Genomic DNA, 23800 nt, shown 5'->3' with positions numbered 1-23800 from the left:
CTATACCTTACGCAGGCGCAGGTTCTGCAAGTGATCCAGCACGTATTCGATACGGTCCGCTCCCCAAAACTGCTCCTCATCAATTTGAAAACTGGGCACACCGATCAGACCCAGTGCCTGAGCCTCCGCCCAGTTATCATCCATTTGTTGCAGATATTCGGGATTAGTAAACGCTGCCTGCAGAGCCTCTTTTTCCAGACCAATTGACTCGCCAACATCGCACAGTACCTGCTCATCGCCTATGTCCAGGCCATTGGCCCATTCCGCACGCATGACCTCGACAATCCATTCACGCAGCAAACCCTTCTCCTGGGCCAAAAGTGATGCAGCCCCGGCTATTGTGGGATCAGTGGTGATGGGGGGCGGATTCATGGGGATGCCCATTTTAGCGGTTATGCGCCGTATATCCTGACGAGTAAGAGGAATCTTGATCTTGGCGCGATCGGGGGGAGAACGACCGGACCACCCCCCGAGAGGACGCCAAACCAACCCGACATCATACTCATCGTAGATCTGAAAGAGTGTCTTGGATGCGATATAACAGTAGGGGCTGCGAAAGTTAAAAAAGAGTTTTACATCAACAGAATCAGTCATATTTTGTAACCTAAAAAGTGCCAGCTCCTAGCTCAGCGTATTGCCGAAGCCAGGAGCTAGCCAACCCAACTGGAGTGAACTAGCGTCCCTTCGCACGCATATTTTGCACAGTAAACAGTTTCACCTGATTCATCTCGGGATCTACCTGACCTTTAAACTGACCGGTTGTGCAGTGCCCTGCCTGAACGTCCAGCATCGAGAAAGCATCGTCGATGGAAACACCGGTGCCCTTGTTCTTTGCCATGTGATGATCGGGGTGCGCTTGCCCAATTATCCACGACTTCCACAGGTCGCCCTTGCGATCGTAGATCAGGGTCCGTGGCAGTGTGAACGTCTGTGCATCCACATAGTGCGTGCGCTTGCTGATCGGGTGGTTATCATCAATCGGATCAGCTTCTAGCACATAGACCTTGCGCAGCTGCCAGGAGATATTGGGGAAACAGCCGCCCTGACCGCCAAAGTCAACAAACTGATAGCCATCACTTTCTTTCAGGTCTGTCGCCAGAACCTGGTCATTGTGATTGTAGAAGGGCAACAAAAGATTCTGCGTACCCTTGTAACTCCAGTTCATATCGGAAATACGGCTGTTATAACCCTCAAAGTCCTCGATCATGATGTCCGCGCCCAGAAAAGAGTCGGTAATCTGACCCGTAGCGAGGCGACGTACCCGTCGCTGAAAACCCAGATACAACCAGGTGTTATCGCGAACCAGATCGTTTTCTGCACGGTGAATCAGCAGCTGAGTATTCTTAACATCAAAAGGTTCCAGCACCTGAACATAGATCGCTCGGAAAAGATCCGAGGGGTTCTCAGGAAACTCTGGTATGGGTTCGTGTTGCACACGATGCTTGTAGTTGAGGAAGTGGAAACTGAACTTCAGCGTACGTTCCACCTTTCCAGAATCCAGATCGCGATACTTCCAGTAGAAGGGAGAAATCGCCGCACTATCGCCCCAGTTGTAACCATACTTATAGTTCCAGGCTAGTTTTTCGCCTGCACGTGGATCGTCCGTGCTGGGCTCTTCGGGAAAAGGTCTCCCAGCCATAAAATTATTGATCTGGCCTAGCCCCTCCCCCAGAGATACCTTACCGAGGTTCTTGCGAGTGGCGCTAACATAGTTTTCATGCAAACCAAAAGAGGTAGTCTCTGCTACCTTCATTTCCCATAGGCCATTTTTCAACTGATCGAAAACGGCCGAGTCAAGAATATCCTTGAACTGGTCCACGTTAGACGCGTTGATCGTCATACCAACGTTAAGACCTTCATGGCTGGGCACGCTATCGCGGTAGGGGTAGAAGGAATCATCCACCACGTCGGCGTAACCATGGGTCGAGCCCAGGGCGGCAGCCAGTGCAATCGTAGTAACTATTTTCTTAAACATAATCATGTCTCCTGATTATCATGTCGGTTAGAAGCGGTAGCGTAGAGTGACCTGGAACTCATCTTCTTCACTGGCACTGGCAAGCGGACCTGCACGGAAGCGACCCAGAGGCTGGATTCCGCTCAGGCCGACGGAACCGGACTGGAGCGGGTCAGCGTGCGCAGGTGTCGCAGTGAACGGAGGGAATGGGTTACAGGCACGGCAGTCGTCAAATTGCTGATCTTCCATGCCATCGCCGAATTTGATATTGAAGCCCACAATCAGACGCCAATTGTCATTGATCAGCCAGTCCACTGACGGAGCAAAGGTACCCGCTTCAGCTTCGTAGTCGTAAGCCATGATAATCTGTGGGCTGATGGTGTCGGACTTGTACCAGCCTTTTATCAGCAAGGTCATGGTGTAATTGTCTTCCCAGTTTGGTATGCCTACATCACCCAGCGGAGCGCGCTCCAATTCATGATCCAGCATGTGCTCGCCAAAAATCTGACCGGAAATCAGGAACGCCCTGTTCTTGTTCAGGAAGGGAATAAAGGTGTTGCGATCAATACCCAATACCCAGCGGAACATGTCGGAGTCCGAGTAGAGATCCGCCTCCAGGGTGTTGGCAAATTCCTCGCCTGTCGTGTAGGTCGCCTCGATCCGGAATACGGACTTGATACTGTCCACATAGAAATCCAGTGAGCCACCAATCAGGTCGACTTCCGGGAAGTCGATATCAAAAGCAATCAGATGACTCCAGTCTGCAACCTCGCCGGTGAAGGCGTTCGTGGAGGGGATATCACCGCGCAATACTGGCAACTGTTGGTAGAAATGATAGTAGTTCAGGGAGAAGCCTACACCGTCGTAAACACCTTCCAGTTTAATACCACCCTGGTCATGACCGTCAGGCAGGTTCACCTGGCGAATACCAATCACGCCGGGAGCAAAATCCGCTGCGATCAAACCGGGATCATCTAAACCAATCGCTCCGGCCGGTACAAAGTTGGATACCGTACAACCGTTTTCCCAGCAGTTATTCATACCGCGAAAGAAGGAGCCCGCATCGAGAATCGAGTAAGGCGTACCACCCTGGCCCAAGGCGTTCGGGCGGAACTCATCGAAGTTCCACACCAGCTGCAGGTTGAGATCCTCAAACAGGCTGGTAGCACCCCAGCGATACTCGGCGCTGGCAATCCACTGAGGCATACGGATATCCTCCAGCTCGTCGTAAATATTCTGTCGGGAGAAGTCTACCGGGTTGATGATATCCAACACACGGAACAAGTCCGTGCGCCCCCAAACAACCTGCTGCTTGCCCACGCGAAAAAACCACTCGGACATCTCGCCAGTGGGAATACTGCCTTCAATGTACAACTCACGAATAAAATCCAGCTGATCATTAAACTCCGGGAAGCGCAGATCGTCGGTATCGAAGTCCATGTAGTCGTCGAGACCACAACCGCGACTGTCTTCGTCACAGGGACGAACAGGAACGCCCAGTGTTACGCCGCCATTCGGACTGTGCATGTCCTCACCCAAAACTCGCAGGCCTTCGTTGGGGTTGCCACTCGTATCAAACAAAAAACCCGGTGGGATCGGATTGCCGGCAGCTGCACCGCCGTTGCCCAGTATTGACGTACCCCACGGAGAGTCACCATTACCACCAAAAAGAGCCTGGGCTGTGGTGCTGCCTGCGTTTTGAAAGGATCGAGGTCCGCCGGCCGAGTCGCCGTACTCATCATCGTTGATGTCATACACCGCGTCATAGGTGGCACGCAAGGTACCGCTCACACGAAAGTTGTTGAGGCCAAACTTCTCACCGAAGTCTTTACTGAACTCATATTGCCCCGTGTTACGCGACTTGGAAATTCCGGACCCGTCGCGATAAAACGTCGCGTTCTCGACGAAACCGGCGATGTCCCACTTTTCGTCCTGGGCCAACGATGTCGTCGCCCCCAGACTAGCTAGAGCTGCGGCGGTACCCACCGCGCTTAGAATCTTGCTTGTTATTCTCATTGGATTCCCTCCAGGGGTTTAAAATTTAAATCGGTCAGCCTAGGCCTCAGGTCGACCGCACCACGTCAATCAAGCCGCAACCGGCTCGATATGAATTTCGTCGTCCTGCACTTGTGTACCGACAATAAATGCCGGCCTGAATCTCACTATCCAGGCCGGCACCAGATTGGCCGCCGCCCAAGCATTAAGTATCAACATCACCACTAACAATAGTGCTGCCTCAGCCTGAAAACGCAGCTCTGACACAAAGGCCCACATCACAATGCCACCGATCAATGCGGTAGCGGTGAAGGCAATCGCCTTTCCTGTAGTTGCAATGGAGTGTCGTATTCCTGCGCCGAGGTCGCCGTTGGCTCTGGCAGTCTCTTCCCTGACCCGATCCATCATGTAGATCGAGTAGTCGATACCCACCCCGATTCCCACTGCGATAATCGGTACTGTGTTCACATTAATTCCAATGCCAACAATGCCCATATAGGCATAGGTTGCCACGGTGCAAAAAGTCATTACGAGGAACATCAACCAGCCCGCGTGAATAGACCAGTAGAACAGCGTTACGAATAGAAAAATGAGTGCCATCGCTGCCGGGATGATCACCATATTGCTTTCGAAGGCCGCTTCATTTATCGCCGCAGTTACACCGATGGGACCACCCGCCAAACGGACTTCCAGTCCCTCAACTTTGTTCTTTGGATCGTCGATCCATTCCTTGGCCATATGAATGGCACGGCGCAGAGTCTCGCCTTTGTGATCCTTGTAGAAGAACACCAGGTTGGCTGTTTGATCGTCTGTATCAACAAACTCTTTGAGTGCGCCAGGAATGGGGCTGGACGCCATGAAGGCAAACATAAGACCACCCACATAGGCGCCTTCGTCTGGAATCACCGCCCATCGGGGATCGTCGTTGTGAAGGATTCGGTTTACCTGTTTAACCAGGTCAGGCATACCCTTGCTGCCACCCATAGCCGGATCCTGCAGCATATGTATCTGCAAATCTTGCAGAGCGCGCAACACTTCGGGGCGCTTCATTCCACCGGGTTCATCTGTCTGAGCAACCAGGTACATTTCCTCGGAGCCCGGAAAGTTATCGTTGATATTTTTGGAGGACACGTTGTAGTCATGATCGGGGTAGAGAATGGGAGAACCGGGCTCAGACTCACCAATCTGCACCTTGGAGCTCAGCATACCGCCGCCCACATAGACGGCGAGTGCAAGCAACAGGATAGTTAAAGAACCGCCCTTGCTGCTGACAAAGCGAGCCAGTGCTGCAAACACTCCTACCTGCGCGTCAGCATCATCGCCTTGCACTTTACTCAGTGGCAACAACGACAGTACCAGGGGTACCGCTATCAGAACTGTAATGACAACGGTACCTGCCCATATTGAAGCGTAGATACCCAATTTCACATTGATCGGTGAAGAGCCGAGGGAGATAATCAATAGACCCACAGCATCGGAAACAATACCCAGAGTTCCCGGACGAAAAAGTGTTTCGAAGGTGCGGCGAGCCGCATCATGGTTATCCTTTGCGGTCTGAGCCTCAAGATAGTAGCGCTCCACTAACTGGATACCGTGAGACATGGCCCTGGCCGTAATCAGGAAAGGAATCACCAGAGTCAGCGGATCCAGGTTGTAGCCCAGTAGGGAGACAATTCCTAAACCCCAGGTTGCTGAGATCAACACTCCAATCAAAGGGAGTAATATGCCGTAGCCGCGAGTGCGGAAGTACGCCACCAACAGAGCCAGTAAAATCCCCAGTGTAAGCAAGAATATCTGCATGATCTGGCCCAGGTAACTGTATACCCACCCCATCAACACCGGCTGTCCGGTGGCGTAAATGTGTATGCCCTGCACCACCTCACTCTCTCGCAACTGCTCCACGCTTTCTGTCAGTTCACCCAACTGACGAAAGATCTCCACGTAATCCAACTGGCCCTCGTTGAATGTGCCTCGGATCAGAGCGGATTTCAGATCGGGTGCTACCAACAAGCCATAGACATTGGGATTGGCCATGACATCCAGGCGCAACTGTTCCAGTTGCTCTTCGCTCATGTCGGGATAAAGCGGATCGTAGTAGGCCTCGGAATTCATATTGCCCATTTCCGTCAGCCAGGTTTTACGCACCGTGCGGTGGGTAAGACTTCGAACGAGGTTGTGGTTCACCCCCGGCAGGGAATCCACACCTAGAGTTAGCCGATGAATACGCGCAAGCGTATCGACATTAAAAATATCACCCTCTTCAACGGATATCGCCATCACAACGTTGTTTGCGCCGCCGAAGGTATCTTTCACCTCGTTATGAAGCTGAATGTAAGGATGTTCTTGTGGTAACAGATCGGAAAAGTTGGAGTACATCTCCAGGTAGGGGATGCGGCTGGCGAAAAACAGGGTCGCTAACAATATCACCGAGAGAAAGGTTTTCGGGTGGTAAAAGACGAAAACTTCTATCATCCCGAAGAACCGACTGATTACGCTGTCTTCTTTCACTTGTTGCTACCTTTGTTACCTTCATTACTTTTGCTGCGTTCAGCCAGTGGAATAACTACCAGGGTTCCACCGCCCCCTGCTACCAGCAAAGAGCCGTTATCCAATGTGTCCACACCGCGCATGAAAGCCAAAACTTCCGTAGCGCCTTCAAACGCCTGCCACTTGCCACCGACCCGCTCGACCAGCTTGGCGCTCCCGCCTACGGCAAACACACCGTGCTCACTTGCGTGCACGTTGTAGATCGGAGCGGACGTCACTGACTGCTGTCGCTCCCAGTTCAGGCCACCATCGGTGGTCTGCCAGATCACGCCATCGAGACCACCAGCCCAACCTGTCTGAGCGTCCAGAAAATCCACGCCCATCGGATAGAACTCATTGGGGATAGGCTCCAGAGCCTCCCAGCTGTCGCCACCATCGGTGGAGGTCAGAACAGTGCCAAACTCGCCCAGCGCGAATCCCTTGTTCTCATCGACAAAGCGCACGGCCGTAAACTGCAGGTCTTCGTACAGGCTGAACTCGGTCCATTGCTGCATATCTCCAGCAGACCAGTAGAGCGTGCCGAAGCTGGCAGAGACCCAAAGGCGACCGTTGGGGGCGCAGTGAATAGAAAGTGTGCTCTCGGGAGTATCCAGAACAGAGGATGTCCACTGCCCCGCATCGCTGTCCCGGCGCCATACCCGCCGTTCCGTATCCAGAGCGAAGAACTCGCCGGAAGGACAGGCAGTAATATCGATCAGCGGCGGACGCCCGGGCAATTCGAAACGCTGCCAGTTCTCGCCACTGTCTCCGGATACAACGATTGCACCCACAGAGCTGACCACCATCACCTCATCTCCGCTGTGTGCAGCCGCCTGCAACATATCGTAGCGTCGCAGGTCCTTTGCGCCTTCAGCTTCAGCGCCACTAAGATCCAGCGGCGCCTCACAAGCGCTAAGCGCTATGAATAACAGCGCCAACCCGATGCGGCGCTGCCAGCACTTAGCTGGCAGTTCCGATTTTTTACCCAGCAGACTTTGCATATTTTTCTTCATATCCATTCCAGCTTGTTCGACGGCGAAAGCCGTCGGCTAGACAAACCTCATACTGAGAGAACCCATCTCGTGGTAACGAACAGTAATATTGTCACCGGCCTCTACCGCCACTGCAGCCGTGACGCCACCGGTCATGATGAAAGTGCCTGCGGGAATTTCCTCACCGCGCTCACCGAGCATATTGGCCAGCATAGCCACGCTTGCCGCCGGGTCACCGAGTACCGCAGCACCCGTGCTCAACTCCACGATCTCGCCATTTTTTTCCATCACGACACCCGTGGTACGCAGATCCATGTGACCCACAGGAAGACTGCGACCGCCAGTGACAAAGCGGGTGGATGAGCAGTTATCCGCAACCACGCTCTTGAGATCGAATTTAAAATCTCGGTACCGCGAATCGATAATCTCCACTGCGGGGAGCACAAAGTCAGTAGCCGCTATAACGTCTGCCACATGCACTCCTGGACCCTTGAGGGGAGCCTTGGTCACAAAGGCAATCTCGGCTTCCACCTTGGGGTGAATCAATTCAGAGGTCTTAATCACGGCGCCATCGGCGCAGCTGAAGTAGTCCGCCAGAAAACCGTAGCAGGGGACTTCAACACCCATCTGCGCCATCTTCGCCCAGGAGGTCAGCCCCATTTTCATGCCGACAATTTTGGTGCCACGCGCTTCTTTGCGACGACGGATTTCCCATTGGATGTCATAGGCATCTTCGAAATCCATATCGGGGTAATCGTCGGTAATTTTGCTGACGTCGTGGACCTGCAACTCGGCATTCTCAAGGTGCTCTGCCAGTTGGGAAATGACTTCGGGACTCAATGTACTCATAACGTATCCGTTTCCTTTGATTCAAATCTTGATGCAGACGTTCTGCAATTCGGTGTAAAACTCCAGGGAGTGCTCTCCCCCCTCTCGACCCATACCTGATTCCTTTGAGCCGCCAAAGGCAGTGCGCAAGTCGCGCAAAAACCAGCTATTAACCCAGGCGATTCCACATTCGATCTGTGTGGAAACACGCAGCGCGCGGGAAGTGTTTTCTGTCCAGATTGCCGCCGCTAGGCCGTAGGCTGTGTCGTTTGCTAGGGCGATGGCCTCCTCCTCGGTATCGAAGGGTCGAATGTGACAGCAAGGGCCGAAGATCTCCTCGTTCACCACCCGCGCATCGTCCGCCAGACCTGTCCAGATAGTTGGTTGTACCCATGCGCCACCCGCGAGCTCAGCGGGCATATCGGGCACACCACCACCCAGTACCACTTCGGCGCCCTCTTCGACCGCCAACTGATAGTAGGACAGCACTTTCTTCTGGTGTTCGTGGGAGACTACCGGGCCCATGTCCACAGTCTTGTCATCAGGCACACCCAGTTTGAACTTGGCCGCTTCCCCAGCGAGACGAGCCACAAACTCATCGAAAATCGTACGTTCTACATAGACCCGTTCCGTGCCTAGACAAACCTGACCGCAGTTGGCAAAGACCGAACGCAACGTACCTTCGATCGCCTTGTCCATATCGCAATCGGCGAAAACCAATGCCGGGTTCTTGCCACCGCACTCCATAGAAACATCACGCAAGCCTTTGGCTGCGGAGCGGGTAATGATTTCGCCGGTGCGGGTCTCGCCGGTAAACGTAATCGCATCAACACCAGGATGATCAGTGAGAAATGCACCAGCGGAATCCGGACCGAAGCCATTCACCACATTAAAAACACCGGGAGGGACTCCCGCCTCATTCATAACCTCACCCAAAAGTGAAGTGGTGGTAGGCGTTTCTTCAGAGGGCTTGACGACCACTGTGTTACCACAGGCCAGCGCCGGGCCAACTTTCCAGGTCATCAACAGCAGGGGCAGGTTCCATGGGCTGATCACAGCGATCACACCCTTGGGTTTGCGTACCGCTATATTGAAAGCACCGTTACCATCCGGCGTCGCCATCTGGAATGCCTCGGTGGAAAAATTTTTGACGGCATCGGCGAACACGCGAAAATTTGCAGCACCGCGCGGGATATCGATGTGGCTGGCTATATTGTACGGTTTGCCTGTATCGGCGCATTCCGCGGCCAGGAACTCATCAAAACGTCGATCTATACCGTCGGCCACTGCGTGCAAAATGGCGCTGCGCTTTTCTTCGGTCATTTTGCCCCAGGGGCCTTTCAGAGCCTCTCGGGCCGCCAACACCGCCGCGTTTACATCCTGGCGCGTGGCCTCGTGAACGGAGCCATTTAACGAGCCCGTGCAGGGATTAACATTGTCGAAGGTCTTACCACCGGATGAGGCGCAATATTCACCATTAATAAAGTTTTTTACTTCGTTCATTGCTAGCTCTTCTGTTGTTTGTTAAGCGAGGGGTACAAATAGGTCATTACGTCTTGGGAGGCCTGCTGATGCATCGATTTCAGTCTTCCCCCGTAGTAACAACACCAAGCAGGTGTTATGCCTTTTTTTAGGCGTTATGCTTTCCTGAATTTGGGATATTTATATATATTTTACCATTATCGATATTTATATATTATAACGATAGTCGATACTTTGGGTTTTAACAATACTTTATCGATATTTATTTGATTTATATATATAGTATTTAAGCCCATTAGATATAAGAATTTTCAAGAAAGTCTCTACAATGAACGCTATCTTCTATATCCGGGATAGCTACCAACTTGTATCCTTGGACCCGCATCAACACGACCAACGAGTAGCGAGTAATGGAACAAAAAACACTAACGGACCAGGCCTACCTGCTGTTGAGGGAGGATATCGTCCACGGTAAGTTCAAAGCGGGCGAAAAGTTGGGCATCGAATTACTCAAGCGCACCTATGAGGTGGGCGCTACGCCGCTCAGGGAGGCTCTTTACCAACTCAGCGCCGATGGCTTTGTCAACGTACAGGGCCAGCGTGGCTTCCGGGTGGCTGATATGTCGCTGAACGAGCTCGCGGAGATCACAGACCTACGTGTGGTTCTGGAAGGCATGGCACTTACTCAAAGTATCCAGAACAGCGATGATGACTGGGAGTCACGGGTTGTCGCCGCGTTTCACCACCTCACCAAGTCAGAAACCCTAGCTGAACCCGATATCCAAGAGTGGGAGGTCCGCAATCGGGAGTTTCACCTGGCTTTGGTATCGTGTTGCCATTCGCCCTGGTTGATGCGGTTCCACGAGATCCTCTATGACCAGCACAAGCGCTATCGCAATCTGGCGCGCATCGATGGCAGTGCTCGACGCAACGTGCACGATGAACATATCGCTATCTGCGACGCTGCCCTGGCCAAGGATACAAAAACCATCTGCGAAGCCAATGAAGAGCATATCCGGACCACTGCCGAAATCACCAGTCGCTTGCTAGAGGAAAATAGGAACAGCTGAAGCGCCGCCGCACGATATCAGACAGGAAATTCCACCTCAGCGTCCCATCTGTCGCAGGTAACTTGTGGTGAAAGATTTAGGTCGCAGTGGCTTTTCCGCTAATCTCGATTTCAAGGTGAGCGTAGTGCAGTGCTCCGCCTGTAGATCAATCATACTCACGCCATCGGTGATCACGCCCTGCCAGAGCTCATTTTCCGGGGAGTGGAAACCCGAGTGACTCACAGAGGATATCCCCAGCTTCCACAACTCGCCGGTCCTATCGTAAATGCGCGTCAGCATAGGAGAAAAAGTGGCGGCATCGATGACATAGTGGCGTCGTGACAGCGGGTGACTTGGATCTTTGGGAACTGCTTCCAATCGGTGCACCTTGCGCAGTTGCCAGGTGACATTCGGAAAGCAACTACCTTTGCCGGCGAATGCGATGTCACGGTAGCCGTCTTTGTCAGGCTCCTGCTGTGCCAGGTCGAGCTGGTTGTGCGCGTACATGGGCAGCAACAATTCTTCACTCCCCAGGTAGGTCCATTCCATATCCACGATCCGCCCGTTGTAGCCGAGAAAATCCTCGATCATGATATCGCTGCCCAGGAAGGCATCGGTCTTTTGCCCCGTCCCAATACGCTTTACGCGGCGCTGGGTATTCAGGTACATCCAGGCCTGCTCGGGCTCGGTGTCTTCCTCTGCCCGGTGGATCAACAGCTGAGTGTTACGGATATCCTGGGGGCTGCTTACACGCAGATAGAGCGCCGAGAAGAGATTCGAGGGATTAGTCTCCAGTGAAGGCACTGGATCGTGGGAATGGCGGTGGGTATACCTCAAAATCGCCCCGTACATGGTGAGCGTGCGCTCGAGCTTGCCTTTCTTCATATCGCGGTAGCGCCATATAAAACGCGCGGTCTCGGTCTCGTCGGGCGCATAGACATAGCGCATGTTCCAGGCTGCCTTGATGCCCGCCTGCGGATCCTCCGTATCCAGACCGGTAAACGGCCGGCCGCCAATGTAGTCGGACAGGTCACCCGGTTCCCGGCCAATCTTGGTAGCACCGAGATTGTCTTCCGTGGCTTTGAAGTAGCGCGGGTGCGTGGGGAAATGCAGCTTGGGCCCGAGGGTGATTTGGAATCGCTTCGCGCGCACGCTTTCGACCACGGCTTCGTCCAGCCAGCTGGCGTACTGATCTACGTTTTCGTGGCTTATCGTCGCACCGGCTGCCAGCAGTGGGTTGTCAGCATTCTCTAATACGGGAGCGAACTCCCCAGTGACTGCGGACAAATCTTCCGCGTTGATATACGGGGTTAATATCAAGCCCAGCAGGGCGAGAGTGGCTGTCAGCAGGCTGCGCATTGAAGAATCCATTTTACTGAGTTCTGGCCGTGTTACACGGTTATTTACAGAGTGCGTTCAGCACATCATCTGTTTCAGGCGCGGAACCATCTTTGAAGTCCGACAGCCGCCCATAGACATCGGCCGCAGCCTGATGGAAACCATCTGGCAGGCCGCTGCCCTCAAAAGTGCGGGCAATCTCAAGCATCTCACTACCGAAACGCCAAGCCTTGGACACACTGGACTGGACGGCAGCTTCTAATTGCGCGGGAAGTTGTGGCTGAGATTTATCCCACTCCTGCCATAGCACATTCTCCACTCCTTCGGCCCGTGCCAATCCAGCGACGGCCAGCAACAGCGCTGCACTGCCTTTGGTCCAAGCGGCATAACACATTTTCAGCGCCGAAGCGCGACCTGGAACCCCATCGATGGTGTGAGCCTCAAGCAAACTGTCATCAAACAGAGTTGCAATTTCCGGGGCACGAGCACCCGAGAGATACAGGCGGGTGCTACCCGGCACTCTGGGAGGTGGGCCGATGATACCGCCGTCCACGAGATCTGCGCCTGCGGTCACGACAGAGGCAATCCGTCTAATCGTATCCGGGGCCACTGCATTTGCATCCACATAAATACCGCCAAAGCCCTCGGCCATTACCTGTTGCGACAGCTTGAGCGCGCCGTGGGGCGGGCAGACGGCGAGAACAACCTCCGCAAGCGCAACCAACTTCGCAAGCGTATTACAGCTCTCAAGTCCATCCGCACGCGCCCTGTTCGCACTGACCTTACTACGACCCGTGGAAACCCACAGCACCCGATGCCCCGCCTCAACGAGTGCTCCGCCAATACGACTGCCCATCTCACCGGGATGGAGTATGCCGATATTCAATCTGCGACCAGGCTGATAGTCGTGCAATCCAACTTATCTATTCCCTTCTTCACCCCATCCCACCTTGCGTACAGTTGCCACTGGTCCGATGAATCGTTGGCCCAAGCGTTAGAAAAAGCGGTCGAAATGCACTTGATCGAAGGGTACTTTCCTCTCTACCATCAGATGCTTTTGCGCCGCGGCCGTCATGGGAGGCGGGCCGCAAAGATAAAATTCGTTGTCGTTGTAATTTTGCAGATTGCGATCTACAACCTCGTGGATGAAGCCCTTCTCTCCGCGCCAGTCGCCACATTCTTCTTCCGAGCCCGACAAACCACAGCTCAGAGAAAATCGATCGCCCAGACCCACCGCCGCCTCGCGTATGTATTCCTCATTGAGTTCATTCAAGGCCTTGGCGCCGTAGTAAAACTGTACGCCCCTGGCAATACTCGGGTTGACACTCAAATACCGCAAGATAGACAACATGGGAGACAAACCAGAGCCGCCGGCAACGAGAACAACATCGCGCTTTACATCATCACGGAAATAGGAGTGGCCATAGGGACCGTCACAACCGAACTCGTCTCCAATTACTGCCTCTGTGAACAGGTAATTACTGCCTCTTCCAACCGGCATGCGTTTGATAACAAACTTGATTTCGCGCGACCCAGTAGCTATCGACGAATTGGAATAGGCCCGCTCGCCAACACCGGGAATATTCAGCATGAAAAACTGGCCTGCGAGATAATCAACATCGTGTTCGATGCTGAAAACGAACTCAATTAGATCGCTGGCAATCTCAATCTTTTGCGCCAGCGTGGCCGTAAATCGCGCCGGCTTGAGTAATTTTGGGTTCCAGGTTTCCAGGCGCGTCTTTAAGACCAGGCCATCACTGGCACATTTATTTTGACAGGCCAGCACAAACCCCTTACGTAAATCGCGCTCTGTGAGCGCCGGTGCCTCAGGAAAGAGGTTCTCCACTTCGCCCTCCAGCACCCGCACCTTACAGCAACCGCAGCCGCCGGAATTGCACTCGTATGAAATTTGTAGGCCCGCCCTCAGGGCGGCCCGCAACAGGGTGTCTTCGCTGCCACAATCATAGGTTGTGTCGCCACCATCGATTTTTACCGTGGCCATTTATGCAGCTCCCATTATGTCCCGGCGTACTTTCTCCGCTGCGGCAATGGCGTCATTCGCGCTCACTGGAGAATTTGGAATAGCGCTAATATAAGCATCCATCGCGGCATCGGCCAAGGGTACCCACTTGTCGACTATCTGTTGAATAACCGCTTCATTGCTCTCATTATCTGCCAAAAGCACTTTGTGCAACTCAGTCGCCCAACGCTGATGGCGCTGCGAATCATGCAACTGAGAATCGATGAGCATTGGCATCAAGGTGTCGTTACCCTGACGGCTCGCCTCAGATAGTGGCTTGAGGACACCCTCTGCCAACATGGGCAATACGACGTAACAAAGGGAGACCACGGCCTCGGACCAATCGTAACTGGCCAACTGCTTTTCAATGAGCTCTCTCATGGGCTGAAAGTGGGCCGCATCTTCCCAGCAACCGCGCTCAGCGGCACCAAAGCCCATGTCGGGGTAGGTGGTAGACAACTCAAAGGTACGATAAGCGGTGTGGGTTACACAGCGCAGAAGGTCAGCAGCCTGGAATGTCGCACAGTTCGAAATCGTACTGGCCGGGGCCATTTGCATCACATAGGTGGAAGACATCTGTAGCGCGTGAAAGACATATCGCAGCGGCGTGTAGAGCTGGGCGAGCGCCGACACCCAGTCGACCTCCAGCATTTTGTCGTGCTCGCGCTCATTAAACTGGTCGAAGAGACTTTGGACATGATTTTCCTGGCCATCCTGCAGCAGGTTATACGTCCGATATACCAATTTGTCCGGATCACTGAATACATCCCAGTCTTCGTGTTTAAGTGGAGTCTCATTGCGGTACTTTTTGTACCACATATTCATCGGTGAGTTCGGCGCCTGTTCCCAGGGCGCATCGGCATTGTTCATACTGTAATGAAGATTTTTAGAGACAATGTCGTACTCACTGGGCTTTCTGCGATTCTTTGCCAGGTGGCTCCAAGTTCTCAGTGGTTTTTGTTCTAAATCAAATGCCATGGTTTTAGCCTGCTATAGTCTGTTATCCGTTAAAGCGTGGTGGTGTAGTAAAAACGCGCCTGGTCTTCAGTCACCTCAATTCGTCCCGCAAAAGACGCCAAATTGATTTCAAGTTCATTCATTTTGAAATCCCGACCGAGCTCTTCTTGCAGTGTTTCTCGTGTGACGATCAACTCACTTTCTGCGTAAATTCTGGAGTATGCACCGTTGGCTTCCACCGTGACTTCTTTTTCCGGGTTATCGATGATGGCGGCTTCTGCAACTGCCTCGGCAACTTCACCCGCTCGCACGATCGGTCCCACATTGTTATTGTGTAGCAGTTTGTCAGTTTCGCTTTTGTTGCTCATAACTTATTTACCTTTTTTAGGCCGGGGCCATTACGGGTTCAATACCTTCTACATTGACGTAGATATCTTCACCGCGAATTTCGGTAGGATATTCCGCCAGGCAACTTGTCGCCGGGTTTATGCCTTGACCCGTTTTACATTCAAATGTCCACAGATGAGCCCTACAGGTGATGATCCCCTCTTCGAACGTGCCCTCAGAAAGCAAGATTTGTTGATGAGGGCACATGGCCTGGTAAGCTTTCACTTCCCCACCGTCAGCGACGGCAATCAGAACCTCTGTACCATCGCCGGTTTCAAATGTGTCCATGTCGCCTTCCCACAAATCTTCCAGTGAGGCAACTTTTTCATAGCCCATAGATCAATCCCTTAACTCTGTTGATAAATAATATCGATGACTTCTGTAGGTTTTAGCCCACTGTCACTGACCTTCATATCCCTGGGGAATAATTCCTCGGTGCGATGGCGCCGGACACGCATTACTCCCGGCTGTTTACGTACGCGCCGGTTGACGGAGTGGTGAGCACATTGCTCGGCAACCCGATCCATAGTGTCCTCGGAATCGACCGGCACGAGCTGGACAACAAAGTCAGCTTGAAAACTGGAATGCAATGGGAAAAGTGCCATTGTTAAATCTCCTGGGGCTGGCCCCTTTTATCGAGTTGAAGTCAAAAAGCTAGCTGGCTTTTTTCATGTTGTCTTTCACTTTCTCAATCCACGCATAATCGTGCGCGTCCCTACCCAGCTCTGCGACACCCTCCATGCCCATGTATTCCAGGGCACCTTGCAGGTTCATTGGCTCGACATCGCCGTTGAGGAATCGGTCGACAATACTCATATGCTGCTCGTAGCGCTGGGGATCTTGTTCGAAAACCCATTGGTCCACCTCATTAGAAAAATGAAACAATCTGCCATCTTTTTCTACCGTGTACACTTTCATATCCCAATGCTCTTCACCGGGGATGCCACAAATGGGCAACTGGTTCATATTGCACACCAGAGGAAGTGTTTCGGGCAGGGTTAACTCCTCTTTGTCGGCTATCAGGTTTTCGGTGATCACATCCCAACACTGCCCCCAGCGGGCGTTCCAGCCAGGATACTTTTCTTCCAACCAATCGCGCTCTTGCGGTGTGACACCCGCTGCGGGGTTCCACCAGATGGTGGGACGCCAGTACCAGACACCCAGATGATAGCCGTGGTGTGTGGAGTCCAACTCCTCCATAAAGGTGTCCCAGTACCAGGGTTTATCCAGCCCAAGGTCTATCAGTGAACGCTCGAACTGCCCGACAATCCACTCGTGCATAAATTCTTTGAAGGAGTGTCCGCGATGCTCCAGGGGAGTGTAGTAGTCCAGTGCTGGGCCAGTCAAAATGGCGAACAAACGCCAAGCTCGCCATACCGCCATGTCGACTTTCAGCTGGGCCTCTTCCTTTTTGCCGTTGGCAATAAGGATTTCCAATGCGGGGCCACCTTGCTGCGCATGGCGTGATTCATCGGTTTGGATGCTGGAAATCAGGTTGGCAAAGGTATAGTCGCCGGCATCAGCTGCGTCCGCCGCAAGACCCAAAAACTGCATATTGGTGAAGCCGGTCTCAAAGCCAAAGGTGAGCATAATAGCCACGCTGATGGCATCGCGGCCGGTAATAATGTCATCAAAGAAATGCTTCGCCGCAATAGAAGCCCAGTCGTTTTGGTGGTACGCCTTCCACGCCCAGTCAAACTGGCGATCGGTTTTGCAGTACTCGTGCGGGAAGTACAGCTGTATTTGACCGTGGCGGGTTTCATCCAGCATACCGAACATCGCCATGTTGCGGTTGCCCGGGGCCTTTGAAAAACGTGACATGCGCGCTTCTCCGGTTACCGCTGCGTACTCTCCCAGCGCGATCGCGCCGTAGTGCTGCTTGAGAATAGTGACCCAGCCAGGATCGGATTTCTCGATAATCTTCGCCCGCTCCAGCGCCGCTTTTACCGAGTAGGCACCGGCATCTTTCTCACGTTGGACTTTTACATACTCGGGAAACGTGGTTTTGTAGGGCTCGTCGTAAACTTCCCAACTTTCCATCGGAATGCCCATAGAACCGGACATTTCATCGGGGAATAGTTCGTCCTCGGTGACGTAGCTGGGAGTCCAATTGGTAGCCCTGGTCAGGTCATACCAGTCATTTCTTTGGTGTATTGCCATGGTTTTATCTCTCGCTATAAATCAAATCTAAAATTAGTGGCCTTAAACGCCGGCTTAACTATTGCTTTAAGGTCGAATCAAGACCTTGAGTACATCGTCCGTTTTCTCATGGAAGGTTTTAAAAGCCTCATCGATATTGGCCAGTGAATAGTTGTGACTGAAATATTGATCCGGTTGGATGGCCCCGCGCTCCAGCATACGCAAGCCTTCCCACATAAATGGTTGAACATTGGCAAAACCGTTCATATGCAAGGAGATGTCCCGCAAGAATACATCGATTAAAACCAGATTAAACTGATCATCACAGAACACACCCATTGCAGCGATAACGCCGCCGGGGCGGATAATATCCAATGCGATTTGCAGAGACTCCGGACTACCCACGACTTCAATTACCTTGTCAAAGCCGCGTCCATCGCTAGCGGCCATGGCTTTTTCTTTCCAGTCATCACGAGCCGTATTGATGGTATCGGCACCCTTAGAGGCAGCAATACCGAGACGGTAGTCGAGCGTATCCATGGCAACCACAAGCCCTGCTCCGCGCTGGGTGATTAAATCCAGGCACAATAAACCGGTGGGGCCACAGCCCACCAGGGCAACTTTTTCGCCCGGCTGTATATTCGCCAGCTGATTGGCAATGATTGCCGTAGGAAGATTGCAAGATAGGGTAAGTGCAGCGCTGTCGGAGATGCTGTCCGGCACTTTGATGGCGTGACCGTCTGCATGAGGTAACACCAGCGCCTCGGAGTGGGTGCCGTTGAGATCACCAAACCCGACACCAAATCCGTACACCGCTTTATTGGTGGTTTCACAATGAGCGGTCTGACCCACATGACACATAAAACATTCGCCACAGGAGCAGGAATAGCCCATGGAAATACGGTCTCCTACTTTAAACTTACCCACGGTACTTCCCACTTCACGGACCGTACCGATCAGCTCGTGTCCGGTCTGGGAGCGGCCTTTTTCCATGATGCCATCAAGGGCCCCTCGATACAGGTGCAAGTCTGAACCACAAAGGGAGGTGGCGGCAACTTCTACGAGTACTTCGTGAGAATTTTGCAGGCGCGCATCGTCTACGTCTGTCGCCTTTATATCTTCAGGTCCAAAGTAGACTGCTGCTTTCATAAGATTCCTCACCAAAGTTAACTGTATGATCAATCGTCAGGACGTCGCTCTAACAAAAGACTGTAAACACTTAGTTTCGTAATTTACACTGCAAATATCGTACCAGAGACCAAAAGCCCTCCTATATAGCTGTTTTCTATAGGATTTATCACGAAACCTGAATGTGCCAGCGAAATCCCGTTTTCACCAATTGATAAAACCCTAGGCAATCCCATTTTGGCATCCCACATACCCAAATTTTTCAAATAATCACCGGTGATAAAACGGCTACTTGAGAAATCATTACCCGACTAACGGCGAGCGGCTGTTCGCTATAACACCCAGGTCCAGCCAATTGACAGCGTGTTAACATGCGCCGCAAGCGTTTCGGTCGCACCGGGCACTAGCGCTGAAGGTCCACGGTAGCTGCTCCTCAGATAGCGGGCTATCGCCACATGTAGGGCGTTACCCCTTGTCGTTTCCCAACTAAACCCGAGTGTGGCTTGATGGATGGGGTTGGGCGTCAACATACTGAAACTTACCGCCTCGATACTCTCTTTATTGGGCCGTTTTCCGTAAGCGTACCCCGCCCTTATCGTCAGCCGCGGAGTCGATCGGTAAGCGGCTCCCACCCTGTAGTTTGTCTGATCACGGCGCCATCCAAAGGCGCTACCGCTAGCACTTCCCAAAGGGCTAACCACGGGGTCGATGAGCGAGTTCGTCACACTATTGCCTAGGGCTTTGACATCGCTGTAATGAATTTTCTGGATATCCAGGGACAAACTCCATTGATGATTCGGTCGCATTGCAACGCCAATATTGTAATTTTCAGGAATATCAAAACTACCTTCAGCAAACAAACCTTCGTATTTATCAAATTCCTGCATTGATGTTTTTGTGGCGTATGCGGCGCCGATGCTGATCCACGGTAGCGGTTTTGCATACCAACCGATTCTTACACCCGTGCCCACAGCGATATCGTGGCCACGGTTGGTTACCTTTTCTGGAAAACGAGAAAGCGGTGTTAGCGCTTGTAGGCCAAAAGCCTCAAAACGCTGTATCGCTATTAACGGTGCAACTCCAATGCTTTGATGTTCCGTTATCTTCCAGGCAAGAGTGGGGGCCAGCACCAATTGGTTCAGGTCAAACCCAGCATTGCCGCAACCAAGAAAGAAGTTGCCTGGCTTGTCCTTGCACGTTTCAGGGTTTCCGTTGGTGCCATCAACACCGGTAGTTTGTTCATACTCGCTATTCAAGCCACCGTTGGCATAAGCGGTCACACCCAGCGCAAATCGATCACTGAGCTGCCGTGACCAGGCAATTTCCGGTATCAGAAACAGGGAGTTCTTACTGGTGGAGGAGAAGTTGTAAACCTCTCCAGGGCCCGCGGCGTCCGTTCTTTTAACCTTGCGATGGGGATTAAAAAACTCCAGTCCTATTTCAACACGATCTCCTACGGCTGTGAGCTTAGCGGGATTGGAACTGCCCGCGAATGCATCTTCAGCCACCGCAGTAACCGCCCCTGCTGTCTGCCTTGCAATTGGGCCATCACCCAGGGAAAAATAGCCCCCACCCGCCATTGCCGTACTGCAATACACAGTGCCAATCAGATAACAGACTGACCATTTTCTTGAGAGCGTCATTTACTGCTCCATACCGATCAACAGCGGCTTAATAGGTCTGCCGTAGATTGAACGCAGCTGACAGCTGCGTCGGACGTGGTTTATGACAGTTTGGGATTACAGATCCATCATCTTGCGGTAGCCTTTCCACAGGCCACGGACAGCGGACTCCGTAACCAGGTGGCCCTCACTCTGAGTCTCGCTACCCGACATGAGAATAACATTGGTGCGATCACCATCGCTCACGATCGCTTTGTGGCACAGCTCAGTAGACTCTCCGTCTTCCATGGAAATCAATCCGGCGGGGCCAATCAGGTTAAGCTGTTTCAGCCGTATGTTGCGCAATTCTTCGCTGTCATCTGTATAGCCAAAATACGTCCACACCAATTCAAACTCATCTTTACCCTTGGGCAAAATCTGGCGAACCGCCAACGTGTTCTGTATTTGCTGCAATACCAAAGAGGGAAACAGAGTGAGGATGACCAGTGAAATGCCGTCGTCAAATTCTTGTTGTCCCACGAGGAGCGATGGGTCGTTGAGAGTGTAAGTGCCTGCCTGATAGGTTCTCAGTTTGTCTTTTTTGACATCCTCCAGCGCTGCCTCGTCCTCCTCGCCGCTCTTCGCCCACAATACCGTGTGGAAATCGTTATTAATGAGTGTAGCCCCCTCTTGAGAGGACCGATAAAGGCCAAAGGTCGCGTGAAACAGGTGCAGCAAGCTTGCATGGTAGGGGTCTTTAGAGTTTTCAGCGTAAAACTTCCAATTGCCTTTTATATACTGGCGAGTCGTACCCAGAACCTCCACGGGGCGGTTCATAATACGTTTGAAGAACAAACTGACATCCTCTCCCATATAAGTTTCGATATCAGGTGTCGCATCACTGAAGGTCCCGAAAATCGCACCACAGTAACTAACCACTTTAACTTTACGTAAGCCGTGTTGAGTTTTATCGAAGTCTTTCGGATAACCCCCTTTTCCTGCCAGCCCGCGCTGAAAGGGCACGCCGCGTAAGTCGCCCTTGGCATCGTAGGCCCACTGATGGTAAACACAGGTGAATGTGCCGTCCTCGGAAACTCCGTGTCTATGTCGACACACTTCAGCTCCCCTATGCGCACATCGGTTTACCCAGGCATAGATTTCATTATCCTGACCCCGCGTCACGACGACAGGCGTGTCACCGATATAGGTGGATTTGAAACTACCCAGTTGGAGCAGCTCCGCTTCCAACGCAACAAAATGCCAGGCAGGACCGTTGTATATTTTATCCTGTTCACGATTGTAAATATCCTGGTCGTGAAATACATAATAGGGGACAGCAGTATGGTCGGCATTTTCCGGCCATTTCATACGATTGCTTACAGTCATCCAGTTTCTCCTTCTTTTACTTTATCCCTGCAACGGGACAGTAGGCTTAAATCAGCGTGGTTAAATCGGGATTACCATGAGAGTGGTAATTTTGTGGGTATCAAAAATTGCGGAACGCTCTTTGAACTTCAATACACCACTATCTCGAACGATAAGGTCTACATACTTTCCCACATTATAAACTTCACTCTCACCATTGTTGCAGGTTTTAAACACTGCATAGTTCGACTGAACACTGATTGCCCCATCGCTTACTGACCGAATACACGGATTACTAATGATATGCCGATACCATTGAACCTGATACACATTAGCATTTCGAAGCGCAACGACTCGGTCTTCGAGCATACCTTTACTGTCGCCCCACATGACCGCTGCCGGCAGACCGACTTCTTCATTTTCCCTGGGAATAATCCGGTAAAGACAGCTGTCGGTAAAAAACGCTGGCCAGGATTCAAGTTCATCGTCATCGATACATTGCACATACCGGTTGAGCAAGTCTTCTACTTCGTTTTTCAGCTCTTGGGTCATCATTTTATCCGTCATTCCTCCCTGTACTCCGATCACATACGACTAGCAGCCTGATACACGCGCCACCTCGACTTGGCCGGCCACCCACAGTAGCGTTGCTAGCATTGTACTGGCATGCTAGCATTGCAATTTATGCAAATCAACAACAGTCCTATTTGCTGATAAGGTAAAGACTCTTGCCCCCAATGCGCTTTCTCTCCAGTATTTCCGACATAGATGCCCACTGATTCTTTTAGCCCACAAGAAAATAAAAACTCCAGGCGGCAGCTAACAGTTACGGCGGCTCTGCTTTCAATGGTGGGGCCGTTTAGCATCAATGCCTATCTGCCGTCTTTTCCCGATATTGAAGCAGCCTTTGACGCGACCCGCGCATTGCTCGCGCAAAGTTTGACCGTTTATCTACTCGCGTTTGCTGTTTCCACCTTATTCTGGGGGCCACTATCAGACCGAATTGGGCGCCGCAGGACTTTGCTGGTTAGCATGTCACTGTATCTAATTGCTTCGATGGCCTGTGCTCTTTCTCCCGATGCAAAGAGCTTCCTCATGTCGCGCGCTGCACAAGGGCTGACAGCCAGCGGCGGCTTTATTATCGCGCGGGCAATGATTCGCGATAGTTACGATACCAGTTCCGCCCACAAAGCCATGGCCCAGGTAACCTTAATATTCGCCACGGGCCCGGCAATCGCTCCGATATTGGGCGGCGCCCTACAGGACCAGTTCGGCTGGCGTAGTGTATTTTGGTTTCTCAGCAGCTTTGGAGCCCTACTTCTGCTATTGGGGTTTGCGATACGGGAAACTCTTCCCGGTGACAAGCGCCAATCATTTCATCCTTACAAAGTAAGCGCCGCCTATCTGCAAATCGCCCTGCACAGACAGTTCGTTTGCTTGGTTTTCAGTCTGTCCCTGGGGTTCGCGGGCTTGTTCGTCTATATTGCTGGCGCCCCCACGGTTGTCTACGAATTTCTGGGGCTTTCTACAACTGACTTTGGTCTACACTTCGTGCCCTTGGTTGGCGGTATGATATTGGGGTCCTATTATTCAGGGCGCAAAGCACACCAGTGGCCGCCGGCCCGAACTATAGCGATAGGTTTTTGTATAATGATAATCGCTGCGGTGTTAAATCTGCTCAGTTCACTGCTGAGTACCGCCACGCTGTATTCCGTCATCGCGCCTTTGGTCATGTATGCTTTCGGCTATGCCATGATCATGCCGGCTATCACGATCTTGGCCCTTGACTATTTTCCGCTGAGACGAGGCAGCGCCACATCAATGCAGGGTTTTGTACAGGTCGCCATTAGTGCCGTAGTCACCAGCATCGCCATTCCCTTGCTGAATACCTCACGGTTAAACTTCGCAGTTGGGCAATTGCTTTTCCTGGCTATGGCTGTGATCCTGATTATGCTGTTCCAGCGTCTACAAGGCAGCACAGCTGCCGAGACTCCAGCATGATCGGTCCTTTTACCAAGGGGCGGGTTATGCAGACGCGG

21 protein-coding genes are annotated in these 23800 nt (G+C 52.3%); 2 read left to right on the top strand and 19 right to left on the bottom strand.

Going from position 1 to position 23800, the window contains the following annotated elements; all coding sequences use genetic code 11:
- The 7 genes from EYC87_RS18195 to EYC87_RS18165 form a co-directional block, all read right to left on the bottom strand.
- Positions 1-594: a 2-hydroxychromene-2-carboxylate isomerase gene (locus EYC87_RS18195; RefSeq protein WP_279254148.1), complete on the bottom strand. Its 594-nt coding sequence runs from the start codon at positions 592-594 to the stop codon at positions 1-3.
- Positions 595-673: 79 nt separating this feature from the next.
- Complete coding sequence (locus EYC87_RS18190) at positions 674-1975, bottom strand: DUF1329 domain-containing protein (RefSeq protein ID WP_279254147.1); 1302 nt, start codon at positions 1973-1975, stop codon at positions 674-676.
- 27 nt (positions 1976-2002) lie between these two features.
- Positions 2003-3970: a DUF1302 family protein gene (locus EYC87_RS18185; protein WP_279254146.1), complete on the bottom strand. Its 1968-nt coding sequence runs from the start codon at positions 3968-3970 to the stop codon at positions 2003-2005.
- 69 nt (positions 3971-4039) lie between these two features.
- Positions 4040-6457, bottom strand: a complete 2418-nt coding sequence (locus tag EYC87_RS18180; RefSeq protein WP_279254145.1) for an efflux RND transporter permease subunit — start codon at positions 6455-6457, stop codon at positions 4040-4042.
- Positions 6454-7488 (bottom strand): WD40/YVTN/BNR-like repeat-containing protein, encoded by a 1035-nt coding sequence (locus EYC87_RS18175; RefSeq protein ID WP_279254144.1) that lies wholly within the window; start codon positions 7486-7488, stop codon positions 6454-6456. Before EYC87_RS18175 ends, EYC87_RS18180 begins: the two co-directional genes overlap by 4 nt.
- A 36-nt stretch (positions 7489-7524) precedes the next feature.
- A complete protein-coding gene (gene dmpH / locus EYC87_RS18170; protein WP_279254143.1) occupies positions 7525-8316 on the bottom strand; it encodes a 2-oxo-3-hexenedioate decarboxylase in 792 nt (263 codons plus the stop codon).
- A gap of 21 nt (positions 8317-8337) precedes the next feature.
- On the bottom strand, positions 8338-9798 hold the full coding sequence (locus tag EYC87_RS18165) for a 2-hydroxymuconic semialdehyde dehydrogenase (protein ID WP_279254142.1): 1461 nt from the start codon (positions 9796-9798) through the stop codon (positions 8338-8340).
- 389 nt (positions 9799-10187) lie between these two features.
- Here EYC87_RS18165 and EYC87_RS18160 point away from each other — a divergent pair, with 389 nt between their 5' ends.
- Positions 10188-10847, top strand: coding sequence for a GntR family transcriptional regulator (locus tag EYC87_RS18160; protein WP_279254141.1), 660 nt, complete (start codon positions 10188-10190; stop codon positions 10845-10847).
- Between the two features lie 36 nt (positions 10848-10883).
- Here the strand turns inward: EYC87_RS18160 and EYC87_RS18155 are convergent, their stop codons facing one another.
- The 12 genes from EYC87_RS18155 to EYC87_RS18100 form a co-directional block, all read right to left on the bottom strand.
- Positions 10884-12185, bottom strand: a complete 1302-nt coding sequence (locus EYC87_RS18155) for a DUF1329 domain-containing protein (protein ID WP_279254140.1) — start codon at positions 12183-12185, stop codon at positions 10884-10886.
- Between the two features lie 40 nt (positions 12186-12225).
- Positions 12226-13077 carry an NAD(P)-dependent oxidoreductase gene (locus EYC87_RS18150; RefSeq protein WP_279254139.1) on the bottom strand — a complete coding sequence of 284 codons (852 nt, stop codon included), beginning with the start codon at positions 13075-13077 and terminating at the stop codon, positions 12226-12228.
- Between the two features lie 81 nt (positions 13078-13158).
- The gene (locus EYC87_RS18145; protein WP_279254138.1) at positions 13159-14166 is read right to left on the bottom strand and encodes a 2Fe-2S iron-sulfur cluster binding domain-containing protein; all 1008 of its coding nucleotides are present in this window, start codon (positions 14164-14166) and stop codon (positions 13159-13161) included.
- The gene (locus EYC87_RS18140) at positions 14167-15162 is read right to left on the bottom strand and encodes an aromatic/alkene monooxygenase hydroxylase subunit beta (protein ID WP_279254137.1); all 996 of its coding nucleotides are present in this window, start codon (positions 15160-15162) and stop codon (positions 14167-14169) included. It abuts the gene before it with no gap.
- A gap of 29 nt (positions 15163-15191) precedes the next feature.
- Positions 15192-15509 carry an MmoB/DmpM family protein gene (locus EYC87_RS18135; protein ID WP_279254136.1) on the bottom strand — a complete coding sequence of 106 codons (318 nt, stop codon included), beginning with the start codon at positions 15507-15509 and terminating at the stop codon, positions 15192-15194.
- Between the two features lie 16 nt (positions 15510-15525).
- Positions 15526-15864 (bottom strand): monooxygenase system ferredoxin subunit, encoded by a 339-nt coding sequence (locus tag EYC87_RS18130; RefSeq protein WP_279254135.1) that lies wholly within the window; start codon positions 15862-15864, stop codon positions 15526-15528.
- Between the two features lie 11 nt (positions 15865-15875).
- Positions 15876-16133 carry a toluene-4-monooxygenase system B family protein gene (locus tag EYC87_RS18125; RefSeq protein ID WP_279254134.1) on the bottom strand — a complete coding sequence of 86 codons (258 nt, stop codon included), beginning with the start codon at positions 16131-16133 and terminating at the stop codon, positions 15876-15878.
- Positions 16134-16182: 49 nt separating this feature from the next.
- Positions 16183-17688 (bottom strand): ferritin family protein, encoded by a 1506-nt coding sequence (locus tag EYC87_RS18120; protein ID WP_279254133.1) that lies wholly within the window; start codon positions 17686-17688, stop codon positions 16183-16185.
- A 66-nt stretch (positions 17689-17754) separates the two neighbouring features.
- Positions 17755-18816 carry an alcohol dehydrogenase catalytic domain-containing protein gene (locus EYC87_RS18115; RefSeq protein WP_279254132.1) on the bottom strand — a complete coding sequence of 354 codons (1062 nt, stop codon included), beginning with the start codon at positions 18814-18816 and terminating at the stop codon, positions 17755-17757.
- Positions 18817-19127: 311 nt separating this feature from the next.
- Entirely contained in the window at positions 19128-20438 is a 1311-nt protein-coding gene (locus EYC87_RS18110; protein ID WP_279254131.1) for an OmpP1/FadL family transporter, read from the bottom strand.
- Between the two features lie 96 nt (positions 20439-20534).
- Positions 20535-21782, bottom strand: a complete 1248-nt coding sequence (locus tag EYC87_RS18105) for an aromatic ring-hydroxylating dioxygenase subunit alpha (RefSeq protein ID WP_279254130.1) — start codon at positions 21780-21782, stop codon at positions 20535-20537.
- A gap of 60 nt (positions 21783-21842) precedes the next feature.
- Positions 21843-22328 (bottom strand): aromatic-ring-hydroxylating dioxygenase subunit beta, encoded by a 486-nt coding sequence (locus tag EYC87_RS18100; RefSeq protein ID WP_279254129.1) that lies wholly within the window; start codon positions 22326-22328, stop codon positions 21843-21845.
- 201 nt (positions 22329-22529) lie between these two features.
- Here EYC87_RS18100 and EYC87_RS18095 point away from each other — a divergent pair, with 201 nt between their 5' ends.
- A complete protein-coding gene (locus tag EYC87_RS18095) occupies positions 22530-23762 on the top strand; it encodes a multidrug effflux MFS transporter (RefSeq protein WP_279254128.1) in 1233 nt (410 codons plus the stop codon).
- Positions 23763-23800 lie beyond the last annotated feature (38 nt).

It is taken from the genome of Candidatus Seongchinamella marina (assembly GCF_026262685.1).
Taxonomy (GTDB): domain Bacteria; phylum Pseudomonadota; class Gammaproteobacteria; order Pseudomonadales; family Halieaceae; genus Halioglobus; species Halioglobus marinus.
This window is presented reverse-complemented; position numbering and strand designations above follow the sequence as displayed.